At 69.6% G+C, this 15,941-nt stretch carries 10 protein-coding genes; 7 read left to right on the plus strand and 3 right to left on the minus strand.

The genetic code is table 11. The annotated features are described in order from the left end of the window. Positions 1-24: 24 nt before the first annotated feature. On the minus strand, positions 25-960 hold the full coding sequence (locus tag BUE42_RS18800; RefSeq protein WP_073466779.1) for a histone deacetylase family protein: 936 nt from the start codon (positions 958-960) through the stop codon (positions 25-27). Positions 961-1,007: 47 nt separating this feature from the next. Here BUE42_RS18800 and BUE42_RS18805 point away from each other — a divergent pair, with 47 nt between their 5' ends. The 5 genes from BUE42_RS18805 (at position 1,008) to BUE42_RS18825 (ending at position 8,746) form a co-directional block, all read left to right on the plus strand. Beyond that, positions 1,008-1,943, plus strand: coding sequence for an AAA family ATPase (locus BUE42_RS18805; RefSeq protein WP_073466780.1), 936 nt, complete (start codon positions 1,008-1,010; stop codon positions 1,941-1,943). A 19-nt stretch (positions 1,944-1,962) separates the two neighbouring features. Continuing rightward, positions 1,963-2,994: a DUF58 domain-containing protein gene (locus tag BUE42_RS18810; protein WP_073466781.1), complete on the plus strand. Its 1,032-nt coding sequence runs from the start codon at positions 1,963-1,965 to the stop codon at positions 2,992-2,994. Beyond that, a complete protein-coding gene (locus tag BUE42_RS18815; protein WP_073466782.1) occupies positions 2,991-5,051 on the plus strand; it encodes a transglutaminase TgpA family protein in 2,061 nt (686 codons plus the stop codon). Before BUE42_RS18810 ends, BUE42_RS18815 begins: the two co-directional genes overlap by 4 nt. Positions 5,052-5,080: 29 nt before the next feature. Continuing rightward, complete coding sequence (gene mltB, locus BUE42_RS18820) at positions 5,081-6,184, plus strand: lytic murein transglycosylase B (RefSeq protein WP_073466783.1); 1,104 nt, start codon at positions 5,081-5,083, stop codon at positions 6,182-6,184. A gap of 165 nt (positions 6,185-6,349) precedes the next feature. Beyond that, positions 6,350-8,746: an ankyrin repeat domain-containing protein gene (locus BUE42_RS18825; RefSeq protein ID WP_083614262.1), complete on the plus strand. Its 2,397-nt coding sequence runs from the start codon at positions 6,350-6,352 to the stop codon at positions 8,744-8,746. Positions 8,747-8,777: 31 nt separating this feature from the next. On the opposite strand, the gene BUE42_RS18830 is transcribed toward BUE42_RS18825, so the two are convergent. Next, positions 8,778-9,872: a cell division protein FtsZ gene (locus BUE42_RS18830; RefSeq protein WP_073466785.1), complete on the minus strand. Its 1,095-nt coding sequence runs from the start codon at positions 9,870-9,872 to the stop codon at positions 8,778-8,780. 22 nt (positions 9,873-9,894) lie between these two features. Continuing rightward, a complete protein-coding gene (gene smc / locus BUE42_RS18835) occupies positions 9,895-13,419 on the minus strand; it encodes a chromosome segregation protein SMC (RefSeq protein WP_073466786.1) in 3,525 nt (1,174 codons plus the stop codon). 234 nt (positions 13,420-13,653) lie between these two features. Here smc and queF point away from each other — a divergent pair, with 234 nt between their 5' ends. Then, positions 13,654-14,091: a preQ(1) synthase gene (queF, locus tag BUE42_RS18840; RefSeq protein ID WP_073466787.1), complete on the plus strand. Its 438-nt coding sequence runs from the start codon at positions 13,654-13,656 to the stop codon at positions 14,089-14,091. 652 nt (positions 14,092-14,743) lie between these two features. Further along, positions 14,744-15,934: a succinyldiaminopimelate transaminase gene (gene dapC, locus BUE42_RS18845; protein WP_073466788.1), complete on the plus strand. Its 1,191-nt coding sequence runs from the start codon at positions 14,744-14,746 to the stop codon at positions 15,932-15,934. Positions 15,935-15,941: the final 7 nt, after the last annotated feature.

The following is a 15,941-nucleotide window of genomic DNA, read 5'->3' on the forward strand; positions in this document are numbered from 1 at the left end:
GGGCCGCCGCGCGGCCCGCGGAAATCACAGGTCGGCCAGCACCCGCAGATGCGCCGCGACGCTGCGCGCCAGCGCGCCGAGCGCATAGCCGCCCTCCAGGCACGAGACGATGCGCCCGCCGGCATGGCGGTCGGCCACGGCCTTGATGCGGCGCGTGAGCCATTCGTAGTCGGCCTCGACCAGGCCGAGCTGGCCGAGCTCGTCTTCGCGGTGCGCATCGAAGCCGGCCGAGACGAAGATCATCTGCGGCTTGAATTCTTCGAGCCGCGGCATCCACATCGCCTCGACGATCTCGCGCATCTCGGCACCCCGGGTGTACGGCGGCAGCGGCAGGTTCAGCATGTTGTCGCCCTTCGGCACGCCGCCGCTGTACGGGTACAGCGGGTGCTGGAAGAAGCTGACCATCAGCACGCGTTCATCACCGGCCAGGATGTCTTCGGTGCCGTTGCCGTGGTGCACGTCGAAATCGACCACCGCCACCCGCTCCAGGCCGCGCACGTCGAGCGCATGGCGGGCCGCGATCGCGACGTTGTTGAAGAAGCAGAAGCCCATGGTCTCGTTGCGCGTCGCGTGGTGGCCGGGCGGGCGCACCGCGCAGAACGCGTTGTCGACCTGGCCGTCGATCACCGCATCGGTGGCCGCCACCGCGGCACCGGCGGCGCGCTGCACGGCGCGCCAGGTGCCGGCGTTCGCGACGGTGTCGGGGTCGAGCGCGCGGCTCTCGCCGGAGGTCGCCAGCTCCTCGAGCACCGCCCGCAGCTCGTCGACGTACAGGCTCTCGTGCGCCAGCGCCACGTCGTGCAGGTCGACCAGCGGCGCGTCGCGGCGCTCGAGCGCCATGTCGAGGCCGGTCGCCAGCAGGTGGTCGTTGATCGCGTCGAGGCGCTGCGGGCACTCGGGGTGGCCGCGGCCCATGTCGTGCTGCCGGCACTCGGGATGGCTGAAGAACGCAGTGGGCATCGGTGTTCAGGGTCCGGAATCGAGGCGGTTTCAGGTATGGTGGCTGCATGAGCACGGACCTGTTGAAAGCCCTTCCCCACCTGAACCGCCTGATCGACCAGATTAGCACGATCATCGTCGGCAAGCGCCCCCAGATCCGTGACTGCGTGGCCTGCCTGCTGGCCGGCGGCCACCTGCTGATCGAGGACGTTCCCGGCGTCGGCAAGACGACGCTCGCGCATGCGCTGGCGGTCTCGCTCGGGCTCAAGTTCTCGCGCAGCCAGTTCACCGCCGACCTGCTGCCGTCCGACCTGATCGGCGTCAGCATCTACGAGCGCAGCAAGGAAGCCTTCGTGTTCCACCCCGGCCCGGTGTTCGCGCAGGTGCTGCTGGCCGACGAGATCAACCGCGCCGGCCCGAAGACGCAGAGCGCATTGCTCGAGGCGATGGAAGAGCACCAGGTCAGCATCGAAGGCGAGACGCGCGCGCTGCCGTCGCCGTTCTTCGTGATCGCGACGCAGAACCCGACCGACCAGCTCGGCACCTACCCGCTGCCCGAGTCGCAGCTCGACCGCTTCCTGATGTGCATCACGCTCGGCTACCCCGACCATGCGAGCGAACGCGCGCTGCTGGCCGGCATCGACCGGCGCGAGGCGATCGGCGGGCTGACGGCGGTGATGACGCCGCAGGACCTGCTGTCGGCGCAACAGGACGCGCTGCGCGTGCACGCCTCCGACGCGCTGCTCGACTACCTGCAGGCGCTGATCGGCGCGACGCGCAGCGGCACCTGGTTCGTCGACGGGCTGAGCCCGCGCGCCGGCATCGCGGTGCTGCGCGCCGCGAAGGCGCACGCGCTGCTCGATTCGCGCGACTACGTGGCGCCCGACGACGTGCAGGCGATCCTCGCGCAGACCGTCTCGCACCGGCTGGTGCCGGTGGCCGGTGCCGGCCGCGGTTCACGCGAGCAAGTGCGCGCGATGATCGAGTCCATCGCCCTGCCCTGACCCGACGCCTGCCGCCACCATGCAGGCCGCCGACGCCCTGAAGCTCCCGCTGCGCCCGTTCACGCTCGCCGCCGGCGCGGTGCGCCAGCGCTTTCGCGCCTGGTGGCAGGCCAGGGTGCCGCGCACCGACACGCTGCTGCTGACGCAGCGCAACGTCTACATCCTGCCGACCCGCGCCGGGCTGATGTTCGCGCTGACGCTGATGGTGCTGCTGGTCGCGTCGATCAACTACCAGCTCAACCTCGGCTACGTGCTGACCTTCCTGCTGGCCGGCAGCGGCATCGTCTCGATGCACCTGACGCACAACACGCTGCGCGGCATGACGCTGCACCTGCGCCCGCCGGCGGCCGGGTTCGCCGGCGATGCGGCGCCGCTCGCGGTCACGCTGACGAGCCCGGCCTCCGAACGCTTCGGCATCGGCCTGCGCCTCGAATCCGCCGACACGGCGACGCTGACCTGGGCCGACGTGCCGGCCGGCGGCCAGGCCCCGGCGCACGTCAGCTTCGTTCCCGCCACGCGCGGGCTGCACGAGGTGCCGGCGATCAGCATCGAGACGCGCTTTCCGCTCGGGTTGTTCCGCGCCTGGGCGGTGTGGCGCCCGGCCGCCCAGGTGCTCGTCTACCCGCGCCCCGAGCGCCCGCCGGCCCCGCTGCCGCCCGCCCACCCGACGCCCGGCGGTCCGGCCACCGGCCGGCGCACCGATGGCGGCGAGCTCGAAGGCGTGCGCAGCTACCGGCGCGGCGACCCGATGAAGCTGGTGGTCTGGAAGAAGGCCGCGCGCAGCCTCGAGACCGGCGGCGAGCTGGTCAGTCGCGACACCAGCGCCACCGTGCAGCAGCAACTGTGGCTCGACTGGCAGCGCTGCGCCGGCCTCGCGCCCGAAGACCGGCTGTCGCGGCTGGCCGCCTGGGTGCTGTCGGCCGAGCGCGCCGGCGCCGACTACGGGCTGCGCCTGCCCGGCCTGCAGATCGATCCGGCCCAGGGCGAGCTGCAGCGCCGGCGTTGCCTGGAGGCGCTGGCCTTGCACGGCGGCAGCGGAGCGGGCACATGAACGCGACAGCGACCGCCTGGCTGCCGCGCTGGCCCGGCTGGCGGCACCTGCCGCGCGACACGCGCGACACGCTGTTCCTGCTGCTCGTGATCGCCTGGACCGTGCTGCCGCACCTTCTGCACCTGCCGCCGTGGTGCGCCGCGCTGACCGCCGGCGTGCTGCTGTGGCGCGGCCGCCTCGCGCTGAGCGGCAGCGCGCTGCCCAACCGGTGGGTGCGCGGCGGGCTGCTGGCGCTCGCGATCGGGCTGACGCTGTTCTCGTTCCGCTCGCTGCTCGGCAAGGAGCCCGGCATCACGCTCGCGGTGGTGCTGATGTCGATGAAGACGCTGGAGCTGCGGGCCCGGCGCGATGCCTTCGTCGTGTTCTTCCTCGGCTTCTTCCTGGTGCTGACGCACTTCCTGTACTCGCAGTCGCTGCCGGTCGCGGCCGCGATGCTGCTGTCGGTGTGGGGCCTGCTGACCGCGCTGGTGCTGGCGCACATGCCGGTCGGTCAGCCGCAGCTGCGCAAGGCGGCGCGGCTGGCGCTGCGCAGCGCAGCGCTGGGCGCGCCGGTGATGGTGCTGCTGTTCGTGATGTTCCCGCGCCTCGGGCCGCTGTGGGGCGTGCCGCAGGACGGCATGTCGACGACCGGCCTGTCCAACAGCATGCGCATGGGGTCGGTCGCCGAGGTCGCGAACGACGACAGCGTCGCGATGCGCATCCGCTTCCTCGGGCCGGTGCCGCCGCCCGAGGCGATGTACTTCCGCGGCCCGGTGCTCGCGCGCTACGACGGCGATGAATGGCGGCCGCTGTTCCGCTCCGAGTTCGCGCCGCCACTGCGCGGCGCGTTGCGAACCGACGGCCCGGCGTACCGCTACGAGGTGACGCTCGAGCCGCTGCGCCTGCCGCTGCTGCCGCTGCTGGAGGCGACGACCGAGGTCGAACCGATCGACAACCTGCCGGTGTCGCGCCGCGACGACCTGTCGTGGCGGACGCAGCGGCCGGTCACCGAGCGGCTGCGCTTCACGGCGGTCGCGCACACGCGCTTCCAGCACGGGCCGGTGAAACGCGGCAACGAGTTGCGCGAGTTCGTGCAGCTGCCGACCGGCTACAACCCGCGCACGATCGCGTGGGCCGCGCAGTTTCTGAAGCGGCCCGATCTGGCGCAGGCCGATTCGGGCACGCTGGCCCGCGCGGTGCTGCAGCACATCGCCAGCAGCGGCTTCGGCTACACGCTGGCGCCGGGCGTGTACGGCGAGGCCGATCCGCGCACCGCGGTCGACGAGTTCTGGCTCGATCGAAAGCTCGGCTTCTGCGAGCACTTCGCCGCCGCGTTCGTGATCGTGATGCGGGCGATGGACGTGCCGGCGCGGGTCGTCACCGGCTACCAGGGCACCGACCCGGCGCCGGTCGACGGCTTCTACATCGTGCGCCAGAGCTCGGCGCATGCCTGGGCCGAGTACTGGCAGGAGGGCATCGGCTGGGTGCGCGCCGACCCGACCGCCGCGGTGGCGCCGGACCGCATCGCGCGCAGCACGCGGCTCGCGCCGCAGCCGGGGCTGGTGGCCGGCGCGATCGGCTCGGTCAGCCCGGCGCTGCTGGCGCAGTTGCGCGGCGCGTGGGAGTCGGTCAACAACCGCTGGAACCAGTGGGTGCTGAACTACTCGCGCGGGCAGCAGCTCGATCTGCTGAAGAACCTGGGCTTCAGCTCGCCGAGCTGGGAAGACCTGGCGCTGCTGCTGATCGGCGCGCTGAGCACGCTGGCGCTGCTGGGCGCCGGCTGGGCGTGGTGGGACCGGCACCGGCAGGAGCCATGGCAGCGGCAGGCGCGGCAGTTGCGCGCCGCGCTGCAGCGGCTGGGGCTGGCCGCGCTGCCGCATGACACGCCGCGGGCGCTGGCGGGGCAGGTCGACGCGCGCTTCGGTGCGCGGGGTGCACCGCTGGTGGCGCTGCTGCAGGTGCTCGACGCGCAGCGCTATGGTCGCGGCGCGATCGAGCGGCCTTCGGCACCATGGCTGCGCGCGGTGCAAGCGCAGGTGCGCGCGCTGAAAGACGCGTTGGCGAATGCCCCGAGATGACGAGGCTCGCCGACGCCGATAATTTGCCGATGTCCCCAGGTTCCCGTCGCCCGTTTTCTGCACTGCCAGCGCTGCTGGCCGCAGCCTGCCTGCTCGCCGGCACCGGCATCGCCGACGCCAAGCCGAAGAAGAAGCACCCTGCCCCCGCAGCGGCGCGCGTCGAGAACGCCCCCGACACGGTGAGCTACGCCGGCCGCGACGACGTGATGCGCTTCGGCGCCGAGCTGGCCGAGCGGCAGGGCCTGGACGCTGGCTGGGTGCAGTCTCAACTGGCCGAGGCGCGCTACATCCCGAACGTCGCGAAGTTCATCATGCCGCCGCCGGCCGGCACCGCGAAAGACTGGGCCGCCTACCGCGGCCGCTTCGTCGAGCCCAAGCGCATCCGCGCCGGCCTCGCGTTCTGGCGCGACAACGAGAAGTGGCTGGCGCGCGCCGAAGAGCTCTACGGCGTGCCGGCCGAGATCGTCGTCGGCATCGTCGGCGTCGAGACGATCTACGGCCAGCAGATGGGCGGCTTCCGCGTGATCGATGCGCTGGCCACGCTGGCCTTCGATTTCCCGACCGGCCGGCGCGACCGCAGCGGCTTCTTCCGCGACGAGCTGGAGCAGTACTTCGTGCTGTGCCACAGCGAGAACATCGACCCGCTCGCGCTGAAAGGCAGCTATGCCGGCGCGATGGGCATGGGGCAGTTCATGCCCAGCAGCTGGAACCGCTATGCGGTGGATTTCGACGGCGACGGCCGCGTCGACCTGCACACGAGCGGCGCCGACATCGTCGGCAGCGTCGCCCACTACCTGGCCGAGTTCGGCTGGCAGCGCGGCATGCCGACGCACTTCGACGTGGCCGCGCCGGTCGATGCCGCCGACCGCGCGACGCTGCTGGTGCCCGACATCGTGCCGAGCTTCACGCCGCAGGAGTTCCTCGCGCATGGCGCCGCACTGCCGGCCGCGGCCCGCGAGTTCGGCGACAAGCTCGCGCTGATCGAGCTGCAGAACGGCGATGCCGCGCCGAGCTATGTGGCCGGCACGCCGAACTTCTATGCAGTGACGCGCTACAACTGGTCAAGCTACTACGCACTGGCGGTGATCGAGCTGGGGCAGGCGGTGGCGTTGATACAAGGCCGCACGCGCTGACATGGCGAGCTGCTGATCCACGGATCGGCAACCCTGACGGAGACGATCGGCCCGAGACAAGCGCATCGCTCCATCATGCTGCCCGTTCTCCGGGAACGAAGCATTGCATCGTGCGACTAAAGGCGCTTCGGCACCCCGAAGCCATGACTGCCCGGAAGTTTCCCAATGCAACCCAGCATCCGCCCCCTTCACACGCCCGCGCGACCCCCGACAGGGCCAACCGGCGTCCACGGCACGCCAACCTCGAAGGAAGGGGGGACCACCGCAGCGGACTGGCGGAAACATCTCGAGCTGCAGCGAGGGCTTCCGCCGTTCGATCTTGTTCCCCGCGGCGACACGTGGGTCGACATCGGGGTCCGGGATGAGTTCGGTTCGCCGTTCGCACTGAACTGGGACGCAGGCCGGTCGCTGCTGCGCCGCTTCTATGCCTGCAAAGCATCCACCGACATGCGTCTCGCCGAGCGAGACGGGAAACCGCTGACAGCAAGCGATTTCGTCCGGCAACTGACACGGGTGCTGCACGAGCTGCAGGAAGAAGCGAACCAGACGCAGACGCCGGACTTGCGAGTCACCTACGACTGCGCCACCGAAAGCGAACACTTTGTGCCCATCAGCTGCGTCCTCGTCGAAGGCCGTTGGCACGTCATCGTGGCCGACTCCCTCGAGATGAGCGAACCGCTCAAAGACGCCCTCAAGCAAGCCGCGAGCGAACTGCCCCCGACCGTCCAGCTCCATGTGGTCGAGGCGGCCGGCATGGCGAGCCACGGATGCCGCGAACAGACCTTGCTCTTCGGCCGGCGCCTGACGGCCCGCGATCCAAGCGGAGAACCGCTGATCAGCGCCGCGTCATTGTTTGAAGAATCCAGGAATCCCAAGAGCAAGCGCTTCCCGGGGGCCCTGACGATGCATCTGCCGGACCGGCTGCGCTTCTATGCCGAGCGTCCCGGCCTTCGCAACACGGACCGGGAGGTCGGGCAACCGGTTGTCCACCAACGCAAGAATGCGGATGGCGCGCGCCACGGCGAGACGCTTGAACAGTGGTTCGTGCGCCATTCCCCGGGCAGGCGCATGGAGTACCTGCGCCTGAAAGGATTGCGGCTGGCCGTGCGGGTGCGCATCCAGCACTACCTGGAAAAGCTGGATGCGAACCCGGGCAGCCGGTGGCCGGACGCGGCGAAGCGCAGCTTCATCGTCGAAGCGAAGAAGGTATTGCGCAGCAGCGCAAGGAATCACGTCGCCCGCAAGGATCTCGACAACCTGCACCTCGACCTGGATGCCGTTGATGCGTGGCTTGCCGAGAGCGGGGTTGTCACCTGGTCGGCGCAGGTGCTCAGACAGACCGACGGCTCCGGTGGTACCTCCCTGCTTTCGCAAGTCCGCGACCATGGGTCGGTCTGGTCCCAGTCGCGTGTGCTGCGGCATTGCATGCCCATGCTGATGCAGCTGACGAGCGACGAGCGCGTCTCGCTGCTGTCGATGGCGCTGAACTGCGAGGACGACGCCTGCCTCGCAGACGTGCTGGCCGCCATGGCAGAGCAACACGAGATTTCAGCGGCTTTGGGGCGCCTGGACGCGTTGCAACCAGGGTACGACCTTGGCCGCAACAACCTGTTGTCCGCCTTGAGCCATGTCGCCGCCGCAGGCCTTGCTGAGACCGTGTCCCGTTTGCTGCAGCTCGGGATCGACCCGAAAGGCGACGTGGCAACGGCAGAGCTTCAGAAAACGCTTCTCGCGCAACGCGCCAACGCAGAGGCCGTCGCCGAGAGGCTGGTGCAAGGCGGGGCGCGATGGTCGGACTGGTTGCTGGCGCTGTGGTCCAGCGGCCAGGGTGACACCCCGGCTGCCAAGTGGCTGGAGCAAAGACCGCGCGAGGTTGATGGCGGACGCACTCCCTTCATGCTGGCCGCCGGGGCTGGAAATCTGGAGAAGCTTCGCGCGCTCCACACCGACAGGACACTGAAGGACGTGACCGACAGCGATTGCAACGCGCTCACCTACGCCGCGGCGTCAGGTCATGTCGAGAGCTGCAAGCAGCTTCTCGAATGGGGCGCCGACCCGAGCCGGCACGCGCTGTCCCAAGCCGCCCGCAACGGTCACCCGGCCGTCGTCGAGTTGCTGTTGGGCCATAGCGGGATCGATATCGACCAAGTGGATCCGCTCGGGAACAGACCCGCGATCGCCGCACTGCTCGCCGGACATGTCAACGTGGCAAAGATCCTGACGAACGCTGGAGCCGACCTGGCCGGCGCGCTGGGCCGGCCAGCGGCCACGGACGGCCGCATGGAAATGCGCATGGACGTTTTCCGCTCGGCGATCAATCACGACCGGGTCGACGTGATCAGGGCACTGGCAGAGATGGATGGCTTTGCGGCAGACTACGTCGATCCGTGGGGACGGACACCCTTGTTCTACGCGGCCATGACCCCCTCGCTTCGCAGCGCGAGGGCGTTGCTCGAGCTCGGCGCCAATCGTGACCACTCGGACAATGGCGGGAAAACGGCGTTGCAGTACGCCAGAGGGACTGAGATGACATCCCTCCTCACGACCTACCAGAGAATGTAGAGGTCGTGGCCATCCCGGATTGGCATTCGGGCTACGAGAACAACCGCCGCGCCGCCGCGGTGCCGGCCGCCAGGTCGTGCGTCTCCAGCGCCTGGTACAGCTGCCCCAGTTCCCCGCCGATCGCGGCGAACCCCTCGGGCCGCAGCAACTGCCCGTTGTCGTCGACGATCGCCGCATCCATGCCGAGCGACAAGGCCTGCGCGCTCGCCTGCCAGGCGATGAACGGCTCGGCGCGCGCATCGGTCTGCGGCACGTCGAAGCTCAGCGTCACGTCGCGCACCACCGACTTGTTCGGGTCGTCGGCGAACGCCGCCTGCGAATCGAAGCTCAGCGTCAGCACCGGCGGCGCGCCCTCGTCGCTCGCGGGCAGCACCAGCCTGCCCGGCACCACGCCCGGCACGAAGCCGTGCCGCGCCGCATGCTGGTGGATGTAGCCGACGCTCCACGCCGCCGAGCGCGCCTGCAGGTGCACCGCGAGCTGCGCATCGTGCTCGCCGGCGAAGCCATCGAGCTCGCGCGCCCGGGCGACCGCATCGAGCATGTCGGGGAAATCGGCCATCGCGCCGATCGATTCGGCAAAGGCCTGCAGCTTCTGCACGAACTCGGAGTACTCGATCTCGTTGACCGCGCCCATCCGGTTGGCCAGTTGCAGCCCGGCCTGGAACTCGCCGTAGCGCTGGCCGGCGGTGGGCGGTTCCCATTCGCCGCTGTCGGCGTTCAGGCCTTCGATCAGGAACGGCTTGCTGCCGGCGCGGCGCGTCGGCGGCAGGTGAGGCAGCACCGATTCGGCGCTGACCGGCGCATCGAGCGTCAGCGTCGCGATCGCGTCGATCAGCGCATCGATGCGCACGGTGGCACGCCGCACCGGCGGCGGCTGCAGCGCACTGCCGAGGTCGATGCGCGACGACAGGTCGTTGCCACCCGCGGCCGGCCCCGGCTCGCCGAACACCGGTTCACGCTGCTCGGACGGTTCGCGGCCTGCCATGACAGCGGGCGAGCCCGGCGGCGGCAATGCCTCCATCGGCCGCCGCGGCCCGGCCTTGCGCGCCTGCCACGCGCCATGCGCGATCACGCCGGCCAGCACGACGCCGCCCAGCGCGGCCAGCGAGACGGTCAGCGTGCTCATCGGCGCTGCGGCACGATCGCCATCAGGCCGCCTCGGCCAAGCTGACCGCCGCTTCCATGTCGACCGCGACGATGCGCGAGACGCCCTGCTCCTGCATCGTCACGCCGATCAGCTGCTCGGCCATCTCCATCGCGATCTTGTTGTGGCTGATGAACAGGAACTGCGTGCCCTCGGCCATCTGCTTCACCAGCTTCGCGTAGCGCTCGGTGTTGGCATCGTCCAGCGGCGCATCGACCTCGTCGAGCAGGCAGAACGGGGCCGGGTTCAGCTGGAAGATCGCGAACACCAGCGCGATCGCGGTCAGCGCCTTCTCGCCGCCCGACAGCAGGTGGATCGTGCTGTTCTTCTTGCCCGGCGGCTGCGCCATCACCTGCACGCCGGCATCGAGGATCTCGTCGCCGGTCATCATCAGCTTGGCCTGGCCACCGCCGAACAGGCTCGGGAACATGCGCCCGAAATGCTCGTTGACCTGGTTGAAGGTGCTGGCGAGCAGGTCGCGCGTTTCCAGGTCGATCTTGTGGATCGCGCCTTCGAGCGTGCTGATCGCCTCGTTCAGGTCGGCGTTCTGCGAATCGAGGAAGGTCTTGCGCTCGCGCGACGCGGTGAGCTCGTCGAGCGCCGCGAGGTTGACCGCGCCGAGCGCGTTGATGTCGCGGTTGATGCGGTCGATCTCGCCCTGCAGGCCGTACAGCTTGACGCTGTTGTCGGCGATGTTCTGCGCCAGCGCCGCGAGGTCGACCTCGGCCGCGGTCAGCTGCTCGAGGAACTGCGCGCCGCCGAGCTGCGCCGCCTGCTCTTCGAGCTGCAGCTTGGTGATGCGGTCGCGCAGCGGCTGCAGGCTCTGCTCGTGCGCCATGCGCTGTTCGTCGGCGCGGCGCAGGCGCAGCGTCAGGTCGTCGTACTCGCTGCGCTTGGCACCGAGCGCGGCCTCGCGGTCGAGCTTCAGGGCCAGCGCGTCTTCGAGCCCGACCTGGGCCGACGCATCGGTCAGCATCACCAGCTCGGCCTGCAGCTGCTCGAACGAGGCCTCGTTCGACGCGACCTGCTGCTGCGCGGTCTCGATGCTGCGCTGCAGCTCCCCGCGGCGGGCGGCCAGCGCGCGCGACGAGAACTGCGCCTCCTGCGCCTGGCGCTCCAGCGAACGCAGCTGCTCGCGCGCGTCGGCCAGCTTGCGCTCGGCGGCGATCACGCCCTCGTCGAGTTCGGCGTGGCGCTCCTGCGTGGTCGCGAGCTGCATGTCGAGTTCCTCGAAGCGCGCTTCGCCGGTGGCGCGGCGTTCATCGAGTTCCTCGAGCTGGGCGTCGATCTCGCCGAGCTCGGCGTCGAGCTGCTCGCGGCGCGCGCTGGTCTGCTCGGCCTGCTGCGACAGGCGCAGCAGCTCGACCTGCAACTGGTGCGCGCGGGTCTGCGTCTCGGCGGCTTCGCGGCGTGCGCCGACCAGGCGCTGCGACGCATCGGTGTAGGCCGCCTCGGCGCGCACCAGCGCGCTGCGCGACTCTTCGGCGATCAGCGTCTGCGCCTTCAGCTGGCGCTCCAGGTTCTCGATCTCCTGGGCGCGGGCCAGCATGCCGGCCTGTTCGGAATCGGGCGCGTAGAAGGCGACCGCGAACTGGCTGACCGCATGGCCTTCGCGGGTCATGATGACCTCGCCGTGGGTCAGCTTCGAGCGATCGGCCAGCGCCTCGTCGATGCTGGCTGCCGTGTAGACGCCTTCGAGCCAGTCGTTCAGCAGCGCCTTCAGGCCGGCTTGGTCGTGGTTGTCCAGGCGCAGCAGGTCGCTCAGCTTCGACAGCGTCTGGTGGGTGTTCGAGATGACGCCTTGCGGTGGCGTGTAGAACGCCAGCTTGGCGGGCGGGGCATCGGTCGCGAAGGCGCGCACCGTCTCGATGCGGCTCACCTCGAGCGCGTTGATGCGCTCGCGCAGCGCGGCTTCGAGCGCGGTCTCCCAGCCGGTCTCGATGTGGATCTTGGTCCACAGGCCTTGCAGGCCTTCGAGGCCGTGCTTGGCAAGCCAGGGCTTCAGCTTGCCTTCGGTCTGCACCTTCTCCTGCAGCGCGCGCAGCGCGTCGAGGCGGGCGCTCAGGTCGGCCTGGCGGCCGCCTTGCGCATTGACCTGGTCCTGCGTGTCGCGGCGCGCTTCGTCGAGCGCCGGCACCTGCTCCTGCAGCTCGTGCAGGCGGGCATCGGCGACGCCCTGCTGCTCGTCGGCCGCGGCCGATTGCTGCTTCAGCTCAGCCAGGCGCGCCATGTCGGGCGACGCGAGCTGGCGGCGCTCGCCGTCAAGGCGCTCGCGGCGCGCGTTGAACTGGCGGCGCTGGTCGTCGAGGTTGCGGCTCTCGGCGGCCAGCACCTGGATCTGCTGCTGCACGCCGCTGACGGCGGTGCGCTGCTCGTTGCTGCGGTTCTGCGCGGCACGCACCGCGTCTTCGACCTGCGGCAGGTTGCCGGCCTGCTCTTCGGCCTGCGCGGCCAGCACCTCGGCCTGCTCGTCGGCACCGGCGATCTGCTCGGCGATCTGCTCCAGCTCGTCCTGCGCCTGCTGCGAGCGCTCGGCCCACTGCTCGCTCTGCACCTTCAGCTCGGTCAGGCGCTGCTCGACGCGCTGGCGGCCCTCGACCACGTAGCGGATGCGCTCTTCGAGCCGGCTCACTTCGAGCGAGGCCTCGGCCAGCGCGCCCTGCGCGGTGTGCAATTCGTCGCTCGCGGCGTAATGGGCCTGGCGGATGGTCTCGAGCTCGGCCTCGCCGTGGCGCAGTTCGGCCATGCGGGCTTCGAGCCCGTTGGTGGCTTCCAGCACCTCTTTCTTCACGCGGTCCTGCTCGCTGGCCGCGTCGCGGTGCTTCAGGAACCACAGCTGGTGCAGCTTCAGCGTGCCGGATTCCTGCAGGGCGCGGTAACGCGTCGCGACCTCGGCCTGCTTCTCCAGCTTGTCGAGGTTGGCGTTCAGCTCGCGCAGGATGTCTTCGACGCGGGTCAGGTTCTCGCGCGTGTCCTTCAGCCGGTTCTCGGTTTCGCGGCGGCGTTCCTTGTACTTCGAGACGCCGGCGGCTTCTTCGAGGAACAGGCGCAGTTCCTCGGGCTTGCTCTCGATGATGCGGCTGATGGTGCCCTGGCCGATGATCGCGTAGGCGCGCGGGCCGAGGCCGGTGCCGAGGAAGACGTCCTGCACGTCGCGGCGGCGCACCGGCTGGTTGTTGATGTAGTAGCTGCTGGTGCCGTCGCGGGTGAGCACGCGCTTGACGGCGATCTCGGTGAACTGGTTCCACTGGCCGCCGGCGCGGGCGTCTTCGTTGCTGAACACCAGCTCGACGCTGGCGCGGCTGGCCGGCTTGCGATTGCCGGAGCCGTTGAAGATCACGTCCTGCATCGATTCGCCGCGCAGTTCGCTGGCCTTCGATTCGCCCAGCACCCAGCGCACCGCGTCCATGATGTTGGACTTGCCGCAGCCGTTGGGCCCGACCACGCCGACCAGCTGGCCCGGCAGCTGGAAGTGCGTCGGTTCGGCGAATGACTTGAAGCCCGACAGCTTGATGGAGTTCAGACGCATGGAGAGCAGTCCCGGCGGGCTGCGGCGGAGGGTGCCGCAAGTCGCCTAAGTCATTGATTTATTTAGGGAATTCCACGTGTACGCGGACTTCGGGCGAGGCGCGATGATACCATCGCGCCCTCTTGCGGCAGCCTGCCGAAACCCTCTCAAAACGTGACGCCCCTTATGGCCAAGTTGTCCAAGTTGTCTTCGAAAGTCGCTCTTCCGACCATCGCGCCCACCACCCCGCTGCGCATGCGCGAGGCGCCGGCCAAGCCGCCGTCGATGCCGAGCAAGCAGCTCGACGTGTTCCCGAACCCGAGCCCGAAGCGCGACTACGCGATCCAGTTCCAGGTGCCCGAGTTCACCTGCCACTGCCCGCTGACGGGGCAGCCCGATTTCGCGCACTTCACGATCGACATGATTGCGGACAAGCTCTGCGTCGAACTGAAGAGCCTGAAGATGTACATGTGGAGCTACCGCAACGAGGGCGCGTTCCACGAGAAGGTCACGAACGACATCCTCGACGACATCGTGAAGGCGACCGACCCGCGCTTCATCCGCATCACGGCCAAGTGGTACGTGCGCGGCGGGATTTATACGAACGTGGTGGCGGAGCACCGCAAGAAGGGCTGGAAGCCGCTGCCGGTGGTGCAGATGCCGGCTCACGGGGCTCAGACGGGACTGCTCTGATCTGCATCTGCGCGGGCGCGGCGGGTGGCGGGAGGGGCTGGGGGCTCATGCTGGGGCGGTCCGCGCCCCCACCGGGGGCGCGGACTCCACGAAGAAGATCGGCTTCGAGGGTGCATCGGCAAACTCCCTCCACTCACTTCGTTCGTTGTGGTCAGACAGTGCCGATGAGTCAGTCCACGAAGCGTGCTGCGCACGCCACCCCCGAAGCCGATCTTCTTCGTCGCCCCAGAAATCGCCCCCAGCCCCTCCCGCCACCCGCCGCGCAACACCACCTGCGCTTGTGGGGGGAAAAGACTGAAGTGAGGGTTGGGCGTGCGAGCGTTTGCGCGCTTCGTCTGTCTGTTCAGTCTTTTCCACCCCACGCACAGAGCGGCGGTGTCGGCAAAGGCGCGGGTGGGGAGGCTGTGGAGCGCCAATAGGGACGGGGCGCCGGAGCTGGCTGGTTTCATGGCCCCGCGCGCAGCGCGTTCGTGAACTGACTGTCGCCGACTGTTTGACCACAACGAACGAAGTGAGTGACGGGAGTTTCGGCGACGGGCCATGAAACCAGCCAGCGGAGGGCAGTCTTCGCCCCGCCAGGGGCGAAGACCGCACCGGCCGGCGAGCCACAGCCTCCCCACCCGCGCCTTTGCAAGCACCGATAATCGACAAGATGAACCCGCTGCTCGGCAAACTCCATCCCTATCCGTTCGAGCGGCTGCGCGCCCTCACCCGCGACATCACGCCGAACCCGGCCTTCAAGCCCATCAGCCTGGGCATCGGCGAACCCCGCCATGCCACGCCGCAGCTGATCCTCGACGCCCTGTCGGCGCACTTCAGCGGCCTTGCCAGCTACCCCGCCACCGCCGGCGACATCGCGCTGCGCCAGGCCTGCGCCGACTGGGTCGAGCGCCGCTACGGCGTCACGCTCGATGCCGCCACGCAGGTGCTGCCGGTCAACGGCTCGCGCGAGGCCCTGTTCGCGCTGGCCCAGACCCTCATCGACCCGACCCGCCCCGGCGCGACCGTCGTCTGCCCCAATCCGTTCTATCAAATCTACGAAGGCGCGGCACTGCTCGCCGGCGCACAGACCTTCTTCGCCAACAGCGACCCGGCCCGCAACTTCGCGGCCGACTGGGCCCAGGTGCCCGACGAGGTCTGGGCGCGCACCCAGTTGCTCTACGTCTGCTCGCCCGGCAACCCGACCGGCGCCGTGATGCCGCTCGACGAATGGCGCCGGCTGTTCGATCTCAGCGAGCGCTTCGGCTTCGTGATCGCCTCCGACGAGTGCTACTCCGAGATCTACTTCCGCGAAGACCCGCCGCTCGGCGCGCTCGACGCCGCAATGCGGCTCGGCCGGCGCGATTTCCGCAACCTCGTCGTGTTCACCAGCCTGTCCAAGCGCTCCAACGTGCCGGGCATGCGCTCCGGTTTCGTCGCCGGCGATGCGGCCGTGCTGAAACAGTTCCTGCTGTACCGCACCTACCACGGCAGCGCGATGAGCCCGATGGTGCAGCAGGCCAGCATCGCCGCCTGGCGCGACGAGGCCCACGTGGTCGACAACCGCGACCAGTACCGCCGCAAGTTCGCGCAGGTCACGCCCCTGCTGGCCGAGGTACTCGACGTGCGCCTGCCCGACGCCGGCTTCTACCTGTGGGCCGCCGTGCCCGGGGGCGACGACGTGGCCTTCGCCCGCGGCCTGCTGGCTCAATACAATGTCGCCGTCCTGCCCGGCAGCCTGCTGGCACGCGAGGCGCAAGGCGTCAATCCCGGGGCAGGCCGCATCCGCCTGGCCCTGGTGGCCGAGGTCGAGGAATGCCTAGCGGCCGCCGAACGCATCGTTTCCTTCGTCAAGTCCGTCTGATCTCGAG

Origin of the sequence: Rhizobacter sp. OV335, from assembly GCF_900142965.1 — a bacterium.
Lineage (GTDB): Bacteria > Pseudomonadota > Gammaproteobacteria > Burkholderiales > Burkholderiaceae_C > Rhizobacter.